Source organism: Saccharopolyspora soli, from assembly GCF_022678645.1.
Lineage (GTDB): Bacteria > Actinomycetota > Actinomycetes > Mycobacteriales > Pseudonocardiaceae > Saccharopolyspora > Saccharopolyspora soli.
Genome location: NZ_JALBWV010000002.1, coordinates 65333 through 84072 on the forward strand (window position 1 = coordinate 65333; position 18740 = coordinate 84072).

Sequence of the window (18740 nt, forward strand, 5' to 3'; positions counted from 1 at the left end):
GACATATGCCCGGCTCAATGACGCGCCGAAGCTTCCTGCAGCTGTCCACTTCGGCCTTCGCCGTTGGAAGCGCCACAGCCCTGGGTGGCTGCGGCGGCTCCCGCAGTGGCGAAGTGGTGGACTTCTGGGCCGCCTTCAACCGATCGGAACAGGAGGACTACGTCCAGCGGGAGCTCGTCGCTCCGTTCGCGTCCTCGCACGGGTTGCCGGTGTTGATGGCGGTGAAGCAGACCAGCACCATCGACCGGCTCGTGCAGACCGCGGTGGCCTCGGGGCGCGGACCGGATCTGTTCCCCACCCCGGGCCCGGCGCAGGTGCTCGCCTACCTCGATGCGGGCAAGCTGGCGGACCTCGATGCGGGCAAGCTGGCGGACCTCGACGGCTACGCGCGCCGGTTCGACTGGAACGGCAAACTCCAGCGATGGGCGGTCGAGGCCAGCAAGGTGGACGGCAAGCTGTACTCCATCCCGCTCGAATACGAGTCGATGGTGCTGCTCTACAACCCCGCCGTTTTCGCCCGGAACGGATGGCACCCGCCGCGGGATCGGACCGATTTCGAACGGATCTGCACGGAGGCCGCGGCGCGCGGGATCATGCCGGTGGCGGCGGGCAATGCCGACTACAAGCCAGCCACCGAGTGGCTGGTGACGGTCTTCCTCAACCACTTCAGCGGGCCGCAGGCCCTGCACGACGCGTTGCGCGGCAACCGCTCGTGGACCGACGCGTTGTTCGTGGACGCCATCGAGCTGCTGGCCGACTACTTCGGCAAGGGCTGGTTCGGCGGCGGTGTGCAGTCCTACTTCACCAACCGCAATGACGCCCTCTACGCCAAGCTCGCCTCGGGCCAGGCCGCCATGATGCTCACCGGCAGTTGGGGGTTCAGCGACGCGGCCGCCTTCTTCGGCCCGGAGGCGGGCAACGACGCACGCTGGGAGTGGGCCGTGATCCCCAGTTTCGCGCCCACCGCGCCGCCGGAGCTGTTCGAGATCGCGATCGGCAGCTCGGTGGTGCTCAACAGCGACTCGCCGCACCCGGACGCCGCGGCCGAGTACCTGAACTGGCGGCTGTCCGACCCGGCTCGCGCGGCGAAGGCGCTCGCCGATGTGGGGCTGCCGCCGCCACCGATCGACATCCGCGACGCCGACTACCCGGCCAACAGCGATCCCCGCGTGCGGCGTTTCTTCACCGAGCTCAACGCCAGCTCGCTGCGCGGCTACACCACGTGGACGCACTGGCCGCCGCGGTCGAACAACCACATGTACCGCGGGATGGACCGCGTGATCGTCGGCAAGACCAGCGCGCGGGAGTTCTGCGCCGAGCTCGACGAGCTGTTCGCCGAAGAACGCGCCGCGGGCCACGTCCCGCCCGTACCGGCTCCGGAGGCGTGATGGCGGTCCAACAGCTCGACCAGCAGCAACGTCGTCCAGCGGGAATCCAGCGGAGCAGGCAGCGGCTCGGCTGGCTCTACCTGCTGCCGCTGCTGGCGGTCAACCTGCTGGTGATGGTGGGTCCGGGGGTGTTCAGCCTCTACTACTCCTTCACCGACTACGACGGCATCGGCACCGCGCACTGGGTGGGACTGGACAACTACGTCCGGCTGCTCGGCGACACCGAGTTCATCGAGGCGTTGCTGCACAACCTCGCGTGGACGCTGTACTTCCTGCTGGTGCCCATGGCGATGGGGTTGCTCGGGGCGTTCCTGCTCTCCCGCGTCAAGCGCTTCCAGCTGTTGCTGCGGGTGCTGTACTTCCTGCCTTACATCGTTGCGACGGTGGTCAACGCGATGATCTGGCGCAACCTGCTGGCGCCGGACACCGGCCTCGGGGCGCTCACCGGGATCAACTTCCTCGGGGACACCAACTTCGTGCTGCCCTCGATCGCGGTGGTGAACAACTGGGCGTGGTGGGGTTTCCTGGTCGTGGTGTTCCTCGCCGCGATGCAATCGGTCAGCCCGGTGCTCTACGAGGCGGCGGAACTCGACGGCGCGAGCAAGTGGCGGCAGTTCTGGCACGTCACCCTGCCCGGCATCCGACCCACCTTCCTCTTCCTCGGCCTGATGACGATCGTCTGGTCGTTCTTGATCTTCGACTACGTCTACATCCTCACCGACGGCGGACCAGCCGGGTCCTCGGAGGTGCTGGGCACAGTTCTGTACCGCAACGCCTTCACCAACCAGGAGGTCGGCTACGCGGCGGCGATCGGTGTGGTGATGACGCTGATCAGCGCTGTGGTGGTGCTCGGCTACCTGTACCTGCGGCGCAAGAAGGGTTGGGAAGCATGAGCCAGCGCACGACCCGGACCGGCCTGCCCGGCTACGTGATCCTCGGGCTGCTCGCCCTGTTCGCGCTCGGCCCGCTGGTGCTGTTCGCGTTCAACTCGCTGAAGACCCGCGACGAACTGGCGGTGAACTCCTTCGGCCCGCCATCGGGTCTGCACTGGGCGAACTTCGCCGAGGCGTGGCAGGAAGCCAACATGGCGGCTGGCCTGCGCAACAGCGTGATCGTGGTGCTCGGGACGGTGGTCGGGGTGTGCGTGATCGCCGGGCTGGCCGCCTACGCGCTGGCCAGGATGGACCTGCCGCACACCGGCGGGATCATGCTCTGGCTGGTGGTCGGTGGCGCGTTGCCGACGCAGATGTTCCTGGTGCCGCTGTTCTTCCTGTGGGCCAAGCTGAACCTCTACGACTCGCTGTTCGGACTGATCGTCGTGTACTGGGCGCTGTTCGCACCATTCGCGACATTGCTGCTGCGGTCGTTCCTCGTCGGCCTGCCACGGGAGTACGAGGAGGCGGCTCGCATCGACGGTGCCTCGGAGCTGCGCATCCTGACGCGGGTGGTCGCGCCGGTGGCCGCGCCGGGATTCCTGACGGTCGCGCTGGTGACCGGACTTTCGGCGTACAACGAGTTCCTGTTCGCCGTCACGTTCATCCAGGATTCGGACAAGATGCCGGTGTCGACGGCGCTGTTCTCGTTCCAGCAGGGCTTCACCCAGGACTACGCCCTGCTCAGCGCAGCTGGACTGATCATGCTGCTACCGATGGTGCTGCTTTTCCTCTTCCTGCAAAGGCGATTCATCGACGGCATAGCGGCCTCGGGCCTGGGCGGAACCTGACGCTCAGCGGCAGCCACCGGGCTCGCTCTGGGCCGATTTCGCGCGGAGGCTCAGCGCGTCCGGATGGCGTCGACGAACAGGATTTGCGGATCGTGCTGGATGTCCGCGATCCGGTTCACCGTGATCAGCTTCTCGCGCGGATCAGCGCCCGCCTGCGGGTCCTGCGGAACCGGCCCAAAATCGATCTTGCCGCTGGCTCCGTAGTAGGCGTTTTCCCCGGTGATGGCGCGAAGCGCGGCGAACAGGGCCGCCCGGCTCGGCACCGGCTGCTCCGGCCTGCCCGCATCGACCGCGGCCTCCAGCAACAGGCTCAGCGCGTCGTAGCCAGCCATCACGTGGCCGTTGGCGGGCGTGCCGAACGGCGTGCCGTCCGGTTTCGCGTCCTGTGGCGCGACTTTCCGGTAGGCTTCGAAGAACCGTTGGGCGGAACGCTTGGAGTCCACATCGGCATTGATGTGGTTCCAGCCTTCCTCGCTGGTGCTGTAGCTGGTGAACATGAGTTGGTCGTCGCCGAACCCCTGCAGGGTGCTGAGGTAGCTCTGATCCGTGGTGTCCAATTGGGACATGTCGTCGGAACCCAGCACGAGGGTCTCCCCGGCGCAGCTGCCATCGCGGCTGAGGGCGTCGAGCATCGTGTACGTCTCGTTGGCCCGTCCCGTGTAGATAAGCAGTGGCTTGCGCCCCTCCTGCCTGCTCTGATCGCACATCTGCCGCATGTTGTTCGCCATTCGCGACAGCAGGTCCGCACTGTTCGGCTCGTAGGTCAGCCGGATCGGCGGCCCGAGGCCGCCCAGCGTTTCACCCAGCGCGTCCGCGTAGTCGCCGGTTAGCTCCTTGCTGTAGCGATCGTTGTTGTCCACCAGCACGAAGGGCTTTCGCTGCGCGATGTCATCGCGCCTGGCGAGGAAGTCGGTTCCGGCTCGGGCCTGGTGGCTGCTCGGCACGGCGACCCGGAAGAAGTAGGGCATGCCGGAGAGCACATTGCCGGACGCCTCCGAACTGACCATCGGAACCGCTGACTGCTGGCCGTCTTCCTCACCGGGGCCGAGCCGCTGCACCGCCAGGACGGTGGAGTCGCGGGTCTGGCTGAGCCCGGTGACTCCGATGACGGTGGGATCCTGCCGGGCGAGTTCCCTGATCTTGGGGGCGACGTTGTGCGCCTCCGCCAGTTCACCGCCGAAGTTGGCCAGCACCAGCCGGACGTAGAACGGCCGCGAACCCGCGCCGAGCGCGAAACCGTTCCACTCCCGCTGCGCGAGGTACGCGCCGCGCAGCTCGTTGACGCCGACCGCCAGCCCGTGCCGAGGTGGTTCTTCCTTGCTGCTCAAGATAGTTCCGACCACGACCGTGGCGTAGGGCTTGTGCTCGGTGGCCTTGGCCCCTTCGACCTTGGCGTTCTCCTCGGCGATCAGCCTGCTGAGCGCATCGATTTCCACTTCGGCCGGATCGGCGATCGGCGGCGCGGTGAACGGCCCCACCCCGGTGGCGATGCCGATGCACTGACCGTCCTGGTTCTGCAGGGTCGTCGTGTCATCCCAGAGCCAGCGCACGGAATCAGCAGAGCCGATGCCGCCGCGATCGCAGTGCTGCGTGACGTGCACCCCGTACACCAACCCGTAACCGACCAGGGTGAGCGCCAGGGCAGCGCCGACGACACGACGAAGCGTGTGACGCGGCAGGAGCACGCGCGGGTAGGGGAAGTTTCCGTCCGCCCGCAACACGGCGCGCAACTGCGGCACCGCGATCGACCTGCTGCCCGAGCCGATGCCGCGGTACTTGCTCCGCAACTCGACGACGTCGGTGTTTTGAAGTTGTGCCGCGCTGTTGAACGCGTCGTCGAGCTCCAACAGCGTGCGCTCGTCCCAGCGTTCCCGGCTCGTGCACGACAACATCGTTTGCAGCGCGTTGATCATCTGCTCGAACGGCTGCGACCGAGGCGCGTCCCACAGCAGGTTCCTGCTGGTGAGCCACTCGCGGATCGCCCCAGCGCCGCCGGGGCGGACGTTCGGTGCGGTCGCGATCTGCTCCAGATCCGCGTGCCAGTCGTCGCCTGCCTGCGCCCGCCGAGCGCGTCCCGCGAAATGCTTGGCCACCTCCTCGACCTCGCCGAGGGCGAGCAGGTGGTACTGCATCGCCAGCAGCGAACCGGCTTTCCATGGGTCGTTGGCGAAGTGCAGGGCCAGCTCGCGGTGCACCACGTCGTAGGAGAAATCCAGCTCCGCCTCGTTCGCCAGCAGCTCGTTGACCAACAGGTCCCGCAGCAGCGGGTGCAGGTACCAGTTCCCGTCCTCCCCGGTGTCCACGAAACTCAGAATGGGCAGGTAGTCCTTGATCCGCCGGAGGCTGTCGGCATCCCGATCGTCGGCCAGCAGCTCGATGGTGGCTTCGTCCAACCACATCGGCGCGGCGAGCTTGGACAACAGGTCGTTGGTCTCGCGCCGGACGGCCTTCACCGCTGCGCTGTCCGAGTCGTTCTCGGCGGATTCGAGCGCGTCCGGGGGCAACGGTTCGGTTCGGAATCGTTGGAGGAAGCGCATCAACAGGTATTCGCGCACCGTCTCGCCCCGGTCCGCATTGCTTTCCTCCGGACGCGCCAGCTCATCGAAGATCGCCCGGACCGCGGGGATCGTCCACGCCCGTTCCGAGCTCAGGCTCAACTTCCGGGAGATGAGTTGGACGGCCTGCGGATGGCCGTGGGTGGCCTCGTGGATCTCGCGGACGCGCGCTTCCTCGCGCACGGTTTCCTCGTCGAGCTCGCTCAGTTCGTCGAGCAGTTGCCGGGTCTGGTCCAGGGTGAGCGGTTCGAGCCGCACCGGCAGGTAGGCCGCGGGGCGCGGAGTCGCCGACCTGGTGTGCGGTGTCTGATTCCGCGCCCATCGCAGATAACGGCGCCGAGCCTCCAGCTTGGGATCGGCTTCGGTGCCACCAGGTGTGCCGTGGGCGTCGTGGGCGAAACCGTCCGCGGCCGGTGCGGTCTGCTTGGTGGCCACCACCAGCAACGGCGTGTCCGGATGCTGCCGAAGTTCCTCCGCAAGCAGATCGAGCAGGTCCGTGCCCTGCGGGGACCTGCGGTGTGCCCGGCTGACCGCCCACAGCTCGGCCTCGTCCGGGGACAGCAGGTCGGCGTTGTCCAGCAGCATCAAGCAGTTGACCTTGCGGATCCGCCGCCACCGGTACTCCGCGCGCAGATCGGCCAGCAGGGCCGCGACCATGAAGGCGTTGAGCTGGTCGCGCACGGCGTCGTTGGCCGGTTCGTCGTTGATGCGGCCGTGGATGTGCGCACCGACGTTGTCGACGTGCACGCCCTTGGCCAAGCCTCGGAGGTATTCGTGCGCTTTCCGCTCGTACCAACGAAAAGCCGACGCGTACTTCGGCCCGGCCAGCAGCCAGCGCAGCGGTTGCGGCGCCACCACCGCCTTGCCGATCATCCACCGGGTCATCGGCCGCAGCAGCCTGCCGAGGAACCCGGCCAAGCCACCGCTGACCTCGCCGCCCTGACCGACCACCTGGGTGATCGTGTTCACCGTCAGCTGCTCGGCCAACCTCCTGCGGATCACCATGTGCGGATTCGGTGCCTCCACGGTCTCGGCCGCGCACCCGCGAATGATCCGGGCGGCTTCGTACCGCGGGAGCCGCAGCTGGCCGAACTGCTTCTGGGAATCCCGGCAGAGCCGGATGAAAACCGCGTCCAGGACATCCTGCGCCGTCTTGGCGCTGTTCTGGCTCAGGCTCACCATGGCCAGCGGCGTGTTGGCGTTGTACCTGCGTTCCAGATGCGTGAGCAGGGCAGTTTTCCCACTGCCACCGGGCCCGTAAGCGACGACGACGGGCAACTGCCGCCGGGAGTCGCGTTCCACCAGGTGCTCGACGAGTTCGACGATGCCGTCGCGGCCGACCAGCCCGACGTTCTGGTCCAGCTCTGCCATGTTCGCGATCCCCCACCGCTCGGCTCCGGGTGGCGAACAAGCCTACTGGACCCAACCACTCCAAATGACCCAAACGAATTTTCTGTGCAGAACCCGCCCCACAACCCAAGACTCCCCGCAAACCAAAAAGACCACAATGGACAGTCATCGGAACAACAAAGACTGGCGAAGCCTCCACCGCAACGAGGGGGCTGTAGAGGGAGCAGAACTGAAGAGGCGAACCAATGCGAAAAGCCCCGCGTGAGCAGGGTGTTGATCGCGTTCAGGCCGGAACGGCAAAGGCTGGTCCGGAACCCAGGCCGGGAACGGTGGGCCACGCAAGGAGCCCGCGAAAGTCTCCACCGCACCGTGGGGGGTTTGGGGGGTTCGACCCCCCAAGACAATCACGAGATGTGAGATATGCGAAACGCCCCGCGTAAGCAGGGCGTCCCAAACATCGAGTGCGCCAACAGGGACTCGAACCCCGAACCCGCTGATTAAGAGTCAGCTGCTCTGCCAGTTGAGCTATTGGCGCTGGCATGTTCGCCGCTTTGATCAGTACGTTTGCCGTACCGGTCTCGTTGGCGACGTGGAAAACATTAGCACGCCTTGCGCGGGGGTCTTGAACAGGGGGTCGCCTTTCGCTGGGCGTCGAGGTTGCTCGTCCAGGGCGAGCAACCTCTGGGTGGGGTGTTGCGTCCCAGGAGAGGGTGATCCGCCAGCTCGGATCACTGCATGTGAACAGCCGGTGCCTTCACTCACTGTTGGGGCATTGCTGCACACTGTTCCCAGGCGTAGCGGCGCATTAGAGCGGACGGACTGTTGCCCATGAGGGAGTGGAGTAATCCGGTCGGGATTCCCGTGCGGGTTTCACGACTGTTGACGATGTTGATCTTCGGTTTGGTGGCGTTGTTCGCCGCCGGCTGCACCGCCAGCGGCTCGGGGGAGCCTTCGGCGGCCGATGAGGTGCCGCCCGCGCCGACCCTGGAGCTGGCGCCGCAGAACGGGACCAAGGACGTCTCACCGGTCGGGCCGATCACCGCGACAGCGGTCAACGGCCGGATCGTCAACGCGGTGCTGAGCAATGCGGAAGGCGCGCAGCTCCGCGGCGAGATCGCACCGGATGGGGCCAGCTGGACAGCCACCGAGAAGCTCGGTTACGGCAAGACCTACACGCTGGCGGTCACCGCCCAGGGAGCGAGCGGCCCCGCGATCACCCAGCAGTCCACCTTCAGCACCGTTTCGCCTGGTGAGCAGGCCTACGTGTCGATGAACCCGCTGGACGGGCAGACCGTTGGCATCGGCCAGCCCCTGGCGTTCTACTTCAGCGACAACGCCCCGGCACCGGACAAGAAGCGGGCCGAGGACGCGATCAAGATCCAGACCGAACCGGCCGTGGAGGGCGCGTTCTACTGGTTCAACAGCCGTGAAGTGCACTGGCGGCCGAAGGAGTACTGGCAGCCGGGCACCAAGGTGTCGATCAACATCGACGTGTACGGCAGGGATCTCGGCAACGGGACCTGGGGCCAGGAGGACCGCGCGGCCACCATCACCATCGGCGACGCGGTCGTCCTGAAGGCCGACGGGGCCAGCCACCAGATGACCATCGAGCGCAACGGCCAGCTGCTGCGGACCATGCCGGTCTCGCTGGGCAGCCCGCAGTTCCCGTCCAACAACGGCGTGCACGTGGTCACCGAGCACCACGCCAAGAAGCTGATGGACTCCTCCACGTACGGTCTGCCCGTCGAGGCGGGCGGCTACCGCACCGAGGTGGAGTGGGCGGTCCGGATCTCCAACGGGGGCGAGTTCCTGCACGCCGCGCCCTGGTCGGTGGGTGACCAGGGGCGGCGCAACGTCAGCCACGGCTGCATCAACATGAGCACCGCCGACGCCAAGTGGATCTTCGATCTGCTGAAGAAGGGCGATGTAGTGGAAATCACCAATTCCGGCGGGCCGAACCTGCGTTCCTGGGACGGTTTCGGCGACTGGCAGGTCCCGTGGGACCAATGGCTGCAAGGCAACAGATAACCGAATTACAAGACGCTTCCCGGACTCGTTTTGCTTTGCGGTGCGGGTGGCGGAACCTCAGACGCCGTCTCGGTCCGGGATCCCCGACATCATGTATGCCATACACCACGTCGAGGTAGGTCCTCCCAGAGAACGCCAGTGGGCACAGCCTGAGAACCCGCGGCGGTGCAAGTGCCGTAGGTGGGCCAAGCGGCTTCGCCGCTTCAAAGGCAAAAGCAAAAAGCAAGACGAGGACAGACGCCAAAGGGCCCCCGTTCCGCTGGAACGGGGGCCTTTTCGTGGGGTGAGTGACGGGATTCGAACCCGCGACACCTGGGACCACAACCCAGTGCTCTACCGACTGAGCTACACCCACCACGGCTGCTCGCGTCCGCAAGCAACGTTCATATCCTAGCGTGCGCTGCCACCCGGTTTCCGACCGGCTCGGGTTATCCTGTGCGCGCTGGTCAGCGGCCGGATTCCGGGTGCTGTTCGGACTGTTCGCGGGCTTGGTCGGCACCGCCGCCATCGCCGTCGAGCAGCTCGGCGGCCACCGTCTGTGCCTGCTCGCTGGTCGGCCCCGGCTGCGGGACGAACGCGGTCCGCCGGTAGTAGGCGAGCTCGCGGATGGACTCCCGGATGTCGGCCAGGGCGCGGTGCGCGAGCCCCTTCTCCGGCTGGGCGTAGTAGATGCGCGGGTACCAGCGGCGGCAGAGCTCCTTGATGGAGGACACGTCGACCATCCGGTAGTGCAGGTGGGCGTCCAGCCGCGGCATGTCGCGGGCGATGAAGCCGCGGTCGGTGGCGATCGAGTTGCCAGCCAGCGGTGCGGACCGGCCATCGGGCACGTGCTCGCGGACGTAGTCCAACACCCGCTGTTCGGCCTCCGCGAGCGTCACGGTGGAGCGGCGCACTTCTTCGGTGAGCCCGGAGCGGTCGTGCATCTCGCGCACCACGTCCGGCATCGCGGCGAGCGTCTCGTCGTCGGCGTGGATGACGATGTCCACGCCTTCGCCGAGGATGTTCAGGTCGGCATCGGTGACCAGGGCGGCGATCTCGATCAATGCGTCCTTGCCGAGATCGAGACCGGTCATTTCGCAGTCGATCCACACTAGACGGTCGTTCACCCGAGGCAGCCTAACCCGCTGCGGAGCGTGTTCGCGAAGCCATGCCGGTCAGCGGTCCAGGCGGTCGAGCAGCTCGCGCGGGACGACCTTGCCGGTGGCGTTGCGCGGCAGCTCGTCGAGGAACACCACATTTCGCGGCACGGCGAATTTCGACAGCCGGTCGTGGACCCGCTCGCGCAGCTGCTCGGCGTCCAGTTCAGCGCCCGCGCGCAGCACCACGAACGCCGCGAGCCGCTGCCCGAAATCCGCGTCGTCGACGCCGATGACCGCCGCCTCGGCCACCTCCGGCAGGCGGGCGATGACGTCCTCGGTCTCGTTGGGGTAAACGTTCTCGCCGCCGGAGACGATCATGTCGTCCTCCCGGCCGACGACGAACAGCCGCCCGGCGGCATCGGTGCGCCCGAGGTCGCCGGTGGACATCAGGCCGTCGCGGGTCTCCCGGCTGCTGCCGTTGGTGTAACCCTCGAAGAGCATGCTGTTGCCCGCGAAGATCCGCCCGGTCGCACCGCGCCGCACCGGAGTGCCGTTCTCGTCGAGGATGCGCACGGTGGTGCCGTGCGGCGGGCGGCCCGCAGTGCTCGGCGCGACCCGCAGATCGTGCGGCGTGGCGATGCTCACCCACGACACCTCGGTGGAGCCGTAGAGGTTGTACAGCACCGGTCCGAAGGCGCGTTGGAACCGAGTGGCCAGGTCGGCTGGCAGCGCTGAGCCGCTGACGGCCACGATGCGCAGCGTGCTGTGGTCGTACCCGGCTCGGGTCTGCGCAGGGAGCTCAAGGATGCGCTGGAGCATCACCGGCACCGCGAACATCGACGTACACCGGTGCCGCCGCACCGCGGCCAGCGCCTGTTCGGGGTCGAACTTGCGGCGCAGCACCAACGTCGCGCCGAGAACGGTGCCGAGCTGGAAGGCGGCGAGCCCCCAGGTGTGGAACAGCGGCGCGCTGACCAGCATCCGCTCCCCGCTGCGCAGCGGCACGCGGGAGAGGATCGTCGCCGCTGGCGCCAGGCCCGGCGGTTCGGGTCGCCGGGCGCCCTTCGGGGTTCCGGTGGTCCCCGAGGTCAACACGATCATCCGGGAGTGCCGGGTCGGCCGGGGCAGCTGCCTGGCCGGTGCGGTCGCGATCAGGTGTTCCAGCGTGGTGTGCCGGGTTGGGCCCTCGGTCCACGCCAGCACGACGTCGAGGTCTTCGGGCAGGTTCGCCAGGTGGTCGCGGAATTCGGCGTCCACGACCAGCAGGCCGACCCGCTGTTCGGCGAGCACGTCGGTGAGCTGCTTGGTGCTCAGACCGGTGTTGAGCAGCACCACGTCGAGGCCGAGCTTGGCGGCGGCGACGATCGTTTCCACCGGCCCGTGGTGGTTGCGGCACAGCACCGCGATCCGGGTGCCGCGTGGGATGCGGCTGCGCAGGCCGTTGGCGAGCCGGGTGGTGCGCTGCGAGAGCTCGGCGTAGCTGAGCGCGCCGCGCTCGTCGATCACGGCGGGACGGTCGGCGTGGCGCACCGCGCCAACCGCGAAGCCAAGCGGCGGGGTGATGCCCCAGCGGCGCCAGGCGAGGACGATGCGCAGCAGCTTGTCCGGCCGGACCGGGCCGATTACTCCCTGCTTGACCAGCACGAACGTCGTGTGCAGCGACGGCGTCACGCGCCGCAGCAGGGCCATCGACCGTTGCCTCAACGTGCTCACGCGTTCACCTCTCGGTCCAGGCCACCGCGAGTAGATGATGCCGTGACCGGGCGGCCGAGGGGAAGTCGAAGGCCGCGTGTGGGAGCGGGTCTCAGCCCGCTCCCGAACTCCGGTTCATTCGAGTGCGGCGGCCAGCACGACGGCGTCGCGCAGGGCCGCGCGCAGCCTGCCGACCTCCAACGGGGACAGCACTGCGGTTTCGCCCGGCGGCGCGACGACCACGACATGGCCTTGGTTGACGAAGACGGACATATCTCGACGCCTGCCAGCGACATCGCGGCAGCTCACGTGCCACTGCTTGGTGGGCTCCACGGTCCCCAGCCTCCCTGGTGCAAGCAATCCGCGCGTTTCGCCTCCCACGCGCAGTGTTGATCGAGGGACGGGCGGAGCGGAAGGCTGTGACGATGGTTCACCGGATCGGTCGCCGGAAATGGTCTAGATCACACCGGAAACGCACCGTGCCGCGCGCAGAAATGGCGCAGACAGGAACTCAGACCGGGCGGATGAGCAGGCCCGCTGGTTCGGCCGTGAAGGTGACGGCGCCTTCGAAGTCGGCGATCGGCAACTCGTCGCGCACCAGCCGGTGCGGCGCGTCGAAGGCCGCCACGCGGAGCTGGCCGGTGGTCAGCGTCTGCTCCGCGAAGTGCACGCCGCCGACCTGGATCAGCAGGTCTCCGCTGCGCACCTCGACGGTCAACCAGCCGCCGGGAACCTCCAACTGCTCGCCGTCGTAGCTCAGCGTCAGCCGACTGGCGGCGGGGTCCTCGGAGCGGATGGCGACGTGCGAGATGGCGACGTCGCGCTGGCCCGAGTCCCCGGCCAGTGCGATCACGTCCCGTTTTACGTCCTCGGCCGGGCCGTCGCCGGGTTTCGGCGTGAGCACCGGCGCGCCCAGTTCAGCGGCGACCCGGTAGGGCTGCCACGAACCGGCACCGACCAGGTTGACCACGGCGGTGATCTCGGTGTCGGCCAGCAACCGGTCGCTGCCCGGCGCGGGCGTCACCTCGATCGCCGCGACGCCCCGTTGGCCCAGCAGCTCGCGCAGCGCTTTGGCGCGCTGCCTGCTGTTGCGGTCGAATCCGCGGGTGATCGCCACGGTCCCGGATCCGGCGACCGCGACGGCGGCTTCGGTCAGGCTCGCCAGCGGGGCCCAGATCCGGGCCGGATCCTCGGGCCGCGAAGGCCGACGGGAGCGCGCGAAGCTCGGGACATCGGTAGTGGTTTTCATCGCCTCCCAGCTTAGTGCGCGCGATCGGCCCGCCTCAGCCGCTGGTGTGCGGCTTCACGGTGTGAATTCGATCGCTGTGCCGGTCCAGACCAGGGCTGCGTGCGCCGATCGGGGCATCCGGGGCGTTGCGCCATCGGGGTGGCTTCGCGGCCGAATGGTCTTGTCGCCAGCGGCACCTGGCGCAATGCTGGGGCGATCATCGAGGGGGCGGGATGACCGAGTTGCATTTCCCGGAACTGGCCCGGCAGCCGACCGGCTGCGCTCCGGCGCGCGGGGTACTGGTCTGCTGGCTGGCCGCGGACGGCAGCCGGGTGCACGTCGGCGACCGGCTGGCCGAGGTCCGGGTGGCCGACGACCACTTCGGCCGGACGGTCGGCTGGGTTTCGGCGTTGGCCACCGGCACGCTGTGGCACCAGGTCCGGCCCGGCGAGGTGCTCACCGCGGGCGCCGTGGTGGGGCTGATCGATTGATGGGCATGGCCTGGGATCGCCTGCGGTTGTTAGGTTTGGTGAAAGTGACGCGGGGTGCCCGGCTGCCGGGCTGAGAACAGACCCGTTGAACCTGACCTAGCTCGTACTAGCGGAGGGACGTCATGGTTCCCAATGTGCTGACCATCGCGGGCACCGATCCCAGCGGTGGTGCTGGTGTGCAAGCCGATCTGAAGACATTCTCCGCGCACGGCGCCTACGGCATGTCCGTGATCACCGCGCTGGTGGCGCAGACCACCACCGGGGTGTCCGAGGTGCACGAGGTACCGCCGGAGTTCGTCACGGCCCAACTGGTCACGCTGCTCGACGACGTGCGGGTGGACGCGGTCAAGATCGGCATGCTGGCCAACGCCGAGGTGATCCGCGCGGTGATCGGGGTGCTCGACCGCTACGCGCCGCCGCACGTGGTGCTGGACCCGGTCATGGTCGCCAAGAGCGGCGACCGGCTGCTGGCGCCGGAGGCGGTCGCGGTGCTGCGCGACGAGTTGCTGCCGCGGGTCGATCTGATCACCCCGAACCTGCCGGAGGCCGCAGACCTGTTGGGCGAGCCGGAGATCACCGACCCGGACGGCATGCCCGCGCAGGCCGAACGGCTGGCCGGGCTGGGTGCGAAGCAGGTGCTGCTCAAAGGTGGCCACCTCGACGGCCAGTCCAGTGTGGACCTGCTCTATGGCGACGGGATCGCTGAGTTCCTGACCAGCGAGCGGGTGGCGACCACCAACGACCACGGCACCGGCTGCACGCTGTCGGCGGCGATCGCCGCGCTGCGTCCGCAGCGCGCGGGCTGGTTGGAAGCCGTGCGCGAAGCCAAGGAGTACTTGACCGAGGCGCTGCGCGCATCCGAACGGCTGGACGTCGGCCACGGCCACGGTCCCGTGCACCACTTCCACCAATGGTGGTGAGTGCGCCCGGATATCGCTTCGACGAATCACCGAGAGGTTCCGATGAGCAAGTTGCCCGCTCCGCCCGCTGATGGTTTCTGCGCCCAGGCGTGGGAGCACACCGCAGATCTGCAGCAGGCCATCGTCGAGCACCCGTTCAACGCCGCGCTCACCGACGGCACGTTGGACCGGGACCGCTTCGCGTTCTACATCGTGCAGGACGCGCGCTACCTGGTCGGTTTCGCGCAGGCCCTGGCCGCGGCCGCGACGCGGGCCGACAACGCCGAGGACGCCGCCTTCTTGGCCGGTGCTTCGCAGGGCGCGTTGATCGAGGAGCGTCGGCTGCACGCGGGATACGTCGCGGAGTTCGGCCTCTCCGACGCGGAGATCGCCGGGATCGACACCTCCCCGTCCTGCCTGGCCTACACCTCGTACCTGCGGGCGAGCGCGTTGACCGAGCCGTACCCGGTGCTGCTGGCGGCGCTGCTGCCGTGCTTCTGGGTGTACCAGCACGTCGGCAGCACGATCCTGGCGGCCACCGGCGGCGCCGAAGGCCATCCGTACCGGGCGTGGATCCAGACCTACGCCGACGACGAGTTCGCCGAAGCGGTGCTGGCCGCCCGCGACCTGACCGATCGGGTCGCCAAGGGCGTCGACGCCGAGACCTGGGAGCGGATGCTCGAAGCGTTCACCCGCGCAACCGAGTACGAGTGGCTGTTCTGGAACAGCGCCTGGACCAAGGAAGCCTGGCTCACCGCGCGTTGGCTGGCGTAGTCGTCGAAACCGTTGCCGGGCAGGAACAATCCGCACCGTTCGGGTGATGAGTGAAGGGCACCTTCGACCGAGTAAGCCGGTCGAAGGTGCCCTTCACTTCGAAGAACTGCAAGCGGGCGGCGTTCCGGTGTGACTTGGCGCACATTTGGTTGCGCTAACGATCGGCGAGGCGCAGCGATTCTCCCAGCGAGACGCCCGTCCGGGCGGAGGACTCAAACGCGGAATCTTCCTACCGTGGACGGAGTTTCAGACGGCTGTGGGCACTTCTCTGCTGATCGTGCTGACGGGCATGCTGGTGCCGGTGCTCGCGGCTGCGCCGTTCTACCTGTCGGACCACCGCAAGCAACGGCAGCAGTCCGCCGAGGACGACGAGTGACCATGATCAACCGTGCGGAAGCTCGCGGTCCGCACGTGGCACGCCGTTGCCGGGCGGATCACGGCTTGTTGATCTCGCTGCGCAGTCGGGCGAGCCGCTGGCGCGACCGGTTGAACTTGGCCTCGAAATGCTTCTCGAACAGATCAGTGGGCAGCGCAGGCATCTCGATCCGTTCCGCCGCGCGCTGCTGCGGCGCGACCGATGCCGACTCGGACGGCTCCGGTTCGGCCTCCGCCTTCGTCTCGGTCTCGACCTGGGGTTCGGGTTCGGCCTTGGCTTCGGCGGGCGCGGGCTGTTCTTCGGCCTCCCGTCGACGCGGGATGACCTTCGGCGTCGCCGGGGGCCGCAGCGCGTGCTTGCCCTTCGGTGTGTATCCGGCATCGGACACCCCGGTTTCGGCGAGCCGCCGGTTGGCTCGGTGCAGCATGGGCCAGAAGATCAGCGTGGCCACGGCGAAACCGGTCACGAACATCAACACCAGCAGATCCACGAGTGCTCCGATCAATTCTTCCGAGCGGGGCCGGGTTGCGGGGCGGCGCCGTTGGTGTGCTGCCGCTCGATGGGAACGGTGAAGGTCTGCACGTCGTCGCGTTGTTCGGGCAGCAGCATCGGCGGCTCCACGTCGTCGCTGGTCAACTGCTCCACTTGTGCAGCTGGCGGGTGCTGGTCGCGCAGCGCGGCCGCGGAGTCGTCGAGCATCTGCCGGGCTCTGTCCATTGCGGACAGCACCGAGGTGCGCATCTCCTCCAACCGGAGCCGCTTGACGCGGATCTCCTCCAGCGCCTCCGATCGCATCCGTTCGGTCTCGGCGTCCCACTGGCCGCACTGCCGCCGCGTCTCGGTGATCAGCTTGTCGGCCTCCTCCTGCGCGGTCGACATGGTCCGCTTGTACTCGCTGCGGATGTTCTGCCGCAGCCGGTTCTCGCGGGCGCGCAGCTCGCTGACCTTCTGGTCGTGCTCGCGGTTCAGCCGGGCACGCCGCGACTCGACTTCGGCGATCAGTTCGCCGCACTCGTCGCGCAGTTCGGTGGCGGTTCGCTCGGCCTCGCCGAGCAGCTCGCGCGCTTCGGTCTCCGCGCTGCCCCGGATGATCTCGGCCTGCCTCTTCGCTTGGTCGCGGAGGTTCTGCACCTCTTCCTCGGCGATCGAGAGCATGTTCTGCACGCGCTGGGACGCGGCGGGCAGCCCGGTGTCGGAGCTCTCGATGCGCTTGAGCCGCTGCTCGGCCTGGTCCAGGTTGCGGCGGGTGTCGTCGCAGAGCTTGCGGAGGTCCGAGTTGAGCTGGGCCGCCTCGTTGCGGTCGATGCTGACCAGTCTCAGCTGGTCTTCCAGCAGTTCAATGTGGTCGATGACCTGATTGCGGTTGAAGCCGCGGACCTGGATGTCGAATCCCGGCCGGAGCGGCACGACGGCGTCAGCGTCTTCCATTGGTGAACTCCTCTCCGGGCGGGGGCCGATTCGATAGCTCGGAGAGTAGGGGGGATGGTGGGAGCTCGCCCAGCGGAAAACAACGATCATCACCGGATCAGGTAATGATCTTCAGACCATTCAGATCTTGCTTCGCGCTCCGTGATGGTGTCCCAGGTTCGTCCACAGTGTTCGGTGCGTCGAGGTGCGCGCCGTCCGTGCGCGGCCGATCCGGCAGTGGGGTGAGCCACAACCACCGGATCGAGTGGTTAGGTTAGGCTTCGCTCACGAGGTTTGCGTGATCGAGGGAGCGCGACGTGGCCAGTGGTGCCGACCTTGCGGGACAGGCGCATCAGCGGGCGTCGGTGCTGCTGCGGCGGTGGCTGGCCGAGACGCACACGCCGGTGACCGAGGGCCCGCTGCGGTTGACCATCGGGTCGCTGCGACTGGGTGTCGACGTCGTCTACGACTCGCCGACCGGCGCGCACGGCTTCGGTCCGATCCACGTGCTCGATGCGACCGGCGGGCCGGTGGCGGTGGCTGAGCCCGCATTGCTCGCCGCCGCCTGCTCGGCCGAAGCGCGCGCCCGCGCGCTGCCGGACGCGCCGATCAATTCGGCCGCCGCGGGTTCGCTGGTGGACTGGCTGATCGATGCGCTTCCGCGCCGCGAGATCGACCCGCTCGCCCTGCCAGTCGATCTGGTCGCGGTCGCCAGGTCGATTTCCGATGCCTCGGAGGCGCGGCGCTGGTTGGCCGCGCACGTCGAGAGCCGGTTGTTGCCCGCGGTCCTGGGTTGGGGCTGCGATGATGCCGCGTCCGCGACCGCGGACCTGCTGGTTCGCGGGCCGCTCGCGGTCATCGGACTGCTCGGGCGGCGCGGTGTCGTTCACGAGACCGACCTGCTCGCTGGACTGGTGGAGCGGCTGGGGGCCGTCGCCGAGGCGCATCCCGATGTGCAGTGGCTGGTCCAGCACTGGCTCACCAGTCCGACGCTGACCGATCTCGCCGCGCTCAACGGTGCTGGGCTGCGGTATCGCGCGGTGACCGGCGAGACGGGGGTGCGGGCCGTTCCGTTCGAGGTGCGCAATCCCCTGCGGTCGGACGTTCCGGACGTTCCGGGTGTGCCGATCCCGGATTTGCGGGCAGGCTGGTCGTTGCGGCCAGTTCGGGTCGCTGGTGGCGACGGCGGGCCGGATGTCGCGCTGGTGCACCGCTGGATGAACAACGGGCACGTCGCGGTCCACTGGGAGCAGGCATGGTCGGTGGCGCGGTGGCGGGACGAACTGGCCGGTCAGCTCACCGGGCGGCATTCGCTGCCGTGCATCGTGGGCTTCGAGGGGCGGGATGTCGGATATGTCGAGCTGTACCGGGTGCAGCGCGACAAGCTCGCGCACTGCTATGCCCACCATCCGCACGACTTGGGCGTGCACGTGGCCATCGGCGAGCCGGATGCGGTCGGGTGCGGGGTCGGTTCGGCGTTGCTTCGTGCCGTGGCGCAGGGGTTGCTCGCGGCCGATTCGGACTGTCAGCGGGTGGTCGCCGAACCGGATGTCCACAATGGAGCTTCGATCGGCGCGTTCGGCAAGGCCGGGTTCGCGCAGGTGGCCGAAGTCGGCTTGCCGAACAAGAACTCCGCGCTGATGGTGTTCGAACGGGCTGTCCCAGGTGAGTAGTGCCACATCCGCCAGCGCCGTGCTCGGGTGTACCCGCGATCGGATCGAAACTAAGGTAAGCCTTACTCGTCTTGCTG

Annotated in this window: 15 protein-coding genes, 2 tRNA genes and 1 riboswitch; of the genes, 8 read left to right on the top strand and 9 right to left on the bottom strand. The window is 68.0% G+C overall.

Annotation, left to right across the window (positions count from 1 at the left end; all coding sequences use genetic code 11):
* Positions 1-17 precede the first annotated feature (17 nt).
* Genes MOQ72_RS01795 through MOQ72_RS01805 form a run of 3 tightly spaced genes read left to right on the top strand, consistent with a single transcriptional unit; the run spans position 18 to position 3111 of the window.
* Positions 18-1388 carry an ABC transporter substrate-binding protein gene (locus MOQ72_RS01795; RefSeq protein ID WP_242180019.1) on the top strand — a complete coding sequence of 457 codons (1371 nt, stop codon included), beginning with the start codon at positions 18-20 and terminating at the stop codon, positions 1386-1388.
* The gene (locus tag MOQ72_RS01800; protein ID WP_242180020.1) at positions 1388-2281 is read left to right on the top strand and encodes a carbohydrate ABC transporter permease; all 894 of its coding nucleotides are present in this window, start codon (positions 1388-1390) and stop codon (positions 2279-2281) included. The genes MOQ72_RS01795 and MOQ72_RS01800 overlap by 1 nt, the downstream gene beginning before the upstream one ends.
* Positions 2278-3111, top strand: a complete 834-nt coding sequence (locus MOQ72_RS01805; RefSeq protein ID WP_242180022.1) for a carbohydrate ABC transporter permease — start codon at positions 2278-2280, stop codon at positions 3109-3111. The genes MOQ72_RS01800 and MOQ72_RS01805 overlap by 4 nt, the downstream gene beginning before the upstream one ends.
* Positions 3112-3161: 50 nt before the next feature.
* Here MOQ72_RS01805 and MOQ72_RS01810 read toward each other — a convergent pair whose 3' ends face one another.
* Both MOQ72_RS01810 and MOQ72_RS01815 read right to left on the bottom strand, forming a co-directional pair.
* Positions 3162-7037, bottom strand: coding sequence for a hypothetical protein (locus tag MOQ72_RS01810; protein ID WP_242180024.1), 3876 nt, complete (start codon positions 7035-7037; stop codon positions 3162-3164).
* A 441-nt stretch (positions 7038-7478) separates the two neighbouring features.
* Positions 7479-7551, bottom strand: a tRNA-Lys gene (locus MOQ72_RS01815).
* 293 nt (positions 7552-7844) lie between these two features.
* Here MOQ72_RS01815 and MOQ72_RS01820 point away from each other — a divergent pair.
* On the top strand, positions 7845-9044 hold the full coding sequence (locus tag MOQ72_RS01820) for a L,D-transpeptidase (protein WP_242180028.1): 1200 nt from the start codon (positions 7845-7847) through the stop codon (positions 9042-9044).
* A 279-nt stretch (positions 9045-9323) separates the two neighbouring features.
* Here MOQ72_RS01820 and MOQ72_RS01825 read toward each other — a convergent pair.
* The 5 genes from MOQ72_RS01825 to MOQ72_RS01845 form a co-directional block, all read right to left on the bottom strand.
* Positions 9324-9399: transfer RNA gene (locus MOQ72_RS01825), tRNA-His, on the bottom strand.
* Between the two features lie 91 nt (positions 9400-9490).
* Positions 9491-10150 carry an oligoribonuclease gene (orn, locus tag MOQ72_RS01830; protein WP_242180030.1) on the bottom strand — a complete coding sequence of 220 codons (660 nt, stop codon included), beginning with the start codon at positions 10148-10150 and terminating at the stop codon, positions 9491-9493.
* 48 nt (positions 10151-10198) lie between these two features.
* Positions 10199-11836, bottom strand: a complete 1638-nt coding sequence (locus MOQ72_RS01835) for an AMP-binding protein (RefSeq protein ID WP_308197827.1) — start codon at positions 11834-11836, stop codon at positions 10199-10201.
* A 114-nt stretch (positions 11837-11950) separates the two neighbouring features.
* A complete protein-coding gene (locus tag MOQ72_RS01840) occupies positions 11951-12148 on the bottom strand; it encodes a hypothetical protein (RefSeq protein WP_242180033.1) in 198 nt (65 codons plus the stop codon).
* Positions 12149-12326: 178 nt separating this feature from the next.
* A complete protein-coding gene (locus tag MOQ72_RS01845; protein WP_242180035.1) occupies positions 12327-13064 on the bottom strand; it encodes a hypothetical protein in 738 nt (245 codons plus the stop codon).
* A 212-nt stretch (positions 13065-13276) separates the two neighbouring features.
* Here MOQ72_RS01845 and MOQ72_RS01850 point away from each other — a divergent pair, with 212 nt between their 5' ends.
* The 3 genes from MOQ72_RS01850 (at position 13277) to tenA (ending at position 15207) form a co-directional block, all read left to right on the top strand.
* The gene (locus MOQ72_RS01850; RefSeq protein ID WP_242180037.1) at positions 13277-13534 is read left to right on the top strand and encodes a hypothetical protein; all 258 of its coding nucleotides are present in this window, start codon (positions 13277-13279) and stop codon (positions 13532-13534) included.
* A gap of 40 nt (positions 13535-13574) precedes the next feature.
* Positions 13575-13669, top strand: a riboswitch (TPP riboswitch).
* Positions 13657-14454 (top strand): bifunctional hydroxymethylpyrimidine kinase/phosphomethylpyrimidine kinase, encoded by a 798-nt coding sequence (gene thiD, locus MOQ72_RS01855; RefSeq protein ID WP_242180041.1) that lies wholly within the window; start codon positions 13657-13659, stop codon positions 14452-14454. (Overlaps the previous riboswitch by 13 nt.)
* A 42-nt stretch (positions 14455-14496) precedes the next feature.
* Complete coding sequence (gene tenA, locus MOQ72_RS01860) at positions 14497-15207, top strand: thiaminase II (RefSeq protein WP_242180042.1); 711 nt, start codon at positions 14497-14499, stop codon at positions 15205-15207.
* Positions 15208-15641: 434 nt separating this feature from the next.
* Here tenA and MOQ72_RS01865 read toward each other — a convergent pair whose 3' ends face one another.
* Positions 15642-16073 carry a hypothetical protein gene (locus MOQ72_RS01865; protein WP_242180047.1) on the bottom strand — a complete coding sequence of 144 codons (432 nt, stop codon included), beginning with the start codon at positions 16071-16073 and terminating at the stop codon, positions 15642-15644.
* 11 nt (positions 16074-16084) lie between these two features.
* Positions 16085-17011 carry a hypothetical protein gene (locus MOQ72_RS01870; RefSeq protein ID WP_242180048.1) on the bottom strand — a complete coding sequence of 309 codons (927 nt, stop codon included), beginning with the start codon at positions 17009-17011 and terminating at the stop codon, positions 16085-16087.
* Positions 17012-17307: 296 nt separating this feature from the next.
* Here MOQ72_RS01870 and MOQ72_RS01875 point away from each other — a divergent pair, with 296 nt between their 5' ends.
* Entirely contained in the window at positions 17308-18663 is a 1356-nt protein-coding gene (locus tag MOQ72_RS01875; protein WP_242180049.1) for a GNAT family N-acetyltransferase, read from the top strand.
* Positions 18664-18740 lie beyond the last annotated feature (77 nt).

Coding starts and splice junctions, on each gene's coding strand:
- MOQ72_RS01820 (WP_242180028.1), top strand. CDS start 7,845: ATGAGGGAGTGGAGTAATCCGGTCGGGATTCCCGTGCGGGTTTCACGA.
- MOQ72_RS01810 (WP_242180024.1), bottom strand. CDS start 7,037: ATGGCAGAGCTGGACCAGAACGTCGGGCTGGTCGGCCGCGACGGCATC.
- MOQ72_RS01870 (WP_242180048.1), bottom strand. CDS start 17,011: ATGGAAGACGCTGACGCCGTCGTGCCGCTCCGGCCGGGATTCGACATC.
- MOQ72_RS01800 (WP_242180020.1), top strand. CDS start 1,388: ATGGCGGTCCAACAGCTCGACCAGCAGCAACGTCGTCCAGCGGGAATC.
- MOQ72_RS01850 (WP_242180037.1), top strand. CDS start 13,277: ATGACCGAGTTGCATTTCCCGGAACTGGCCCGGCAGCCGACCGGCTGC.
- MOQ72_RS01845 (WP_242180035.1), bottom strand. CDS start 13,064: ATGAAAACCACTACCGATGTCCCGAGCTTCGCGCGCTCCCGTCGGCCT.
- MOQ72_RS01795 (WP_242180019.1), top strand. CDS start 18: ATGACGCGCCGAAGCTTCCTGCAGCTGTCCACTTCGGCCTTCGCCGTT.
- thiD (WP_242180041.1), top strand. CDS start 13,657: ATGGTTCCCAATGTGCTGACCATCGCGGGCACCGATCCCAGCGGTGGT.
- tenA (WP_242180042.1), top strand. CDS start 14,497: ATGAGCAAGTTGCCCGCTCCGCCCGCTGATGGTTTCTGCGCCCAGGCG.
- MOQ72_RS01805 (WP_242180022.1), top strand. CDS start 2,278: ATGAGCCAGCGCACGACCCGGACCGGCCTGCCCGGCTACGTGATCCTC.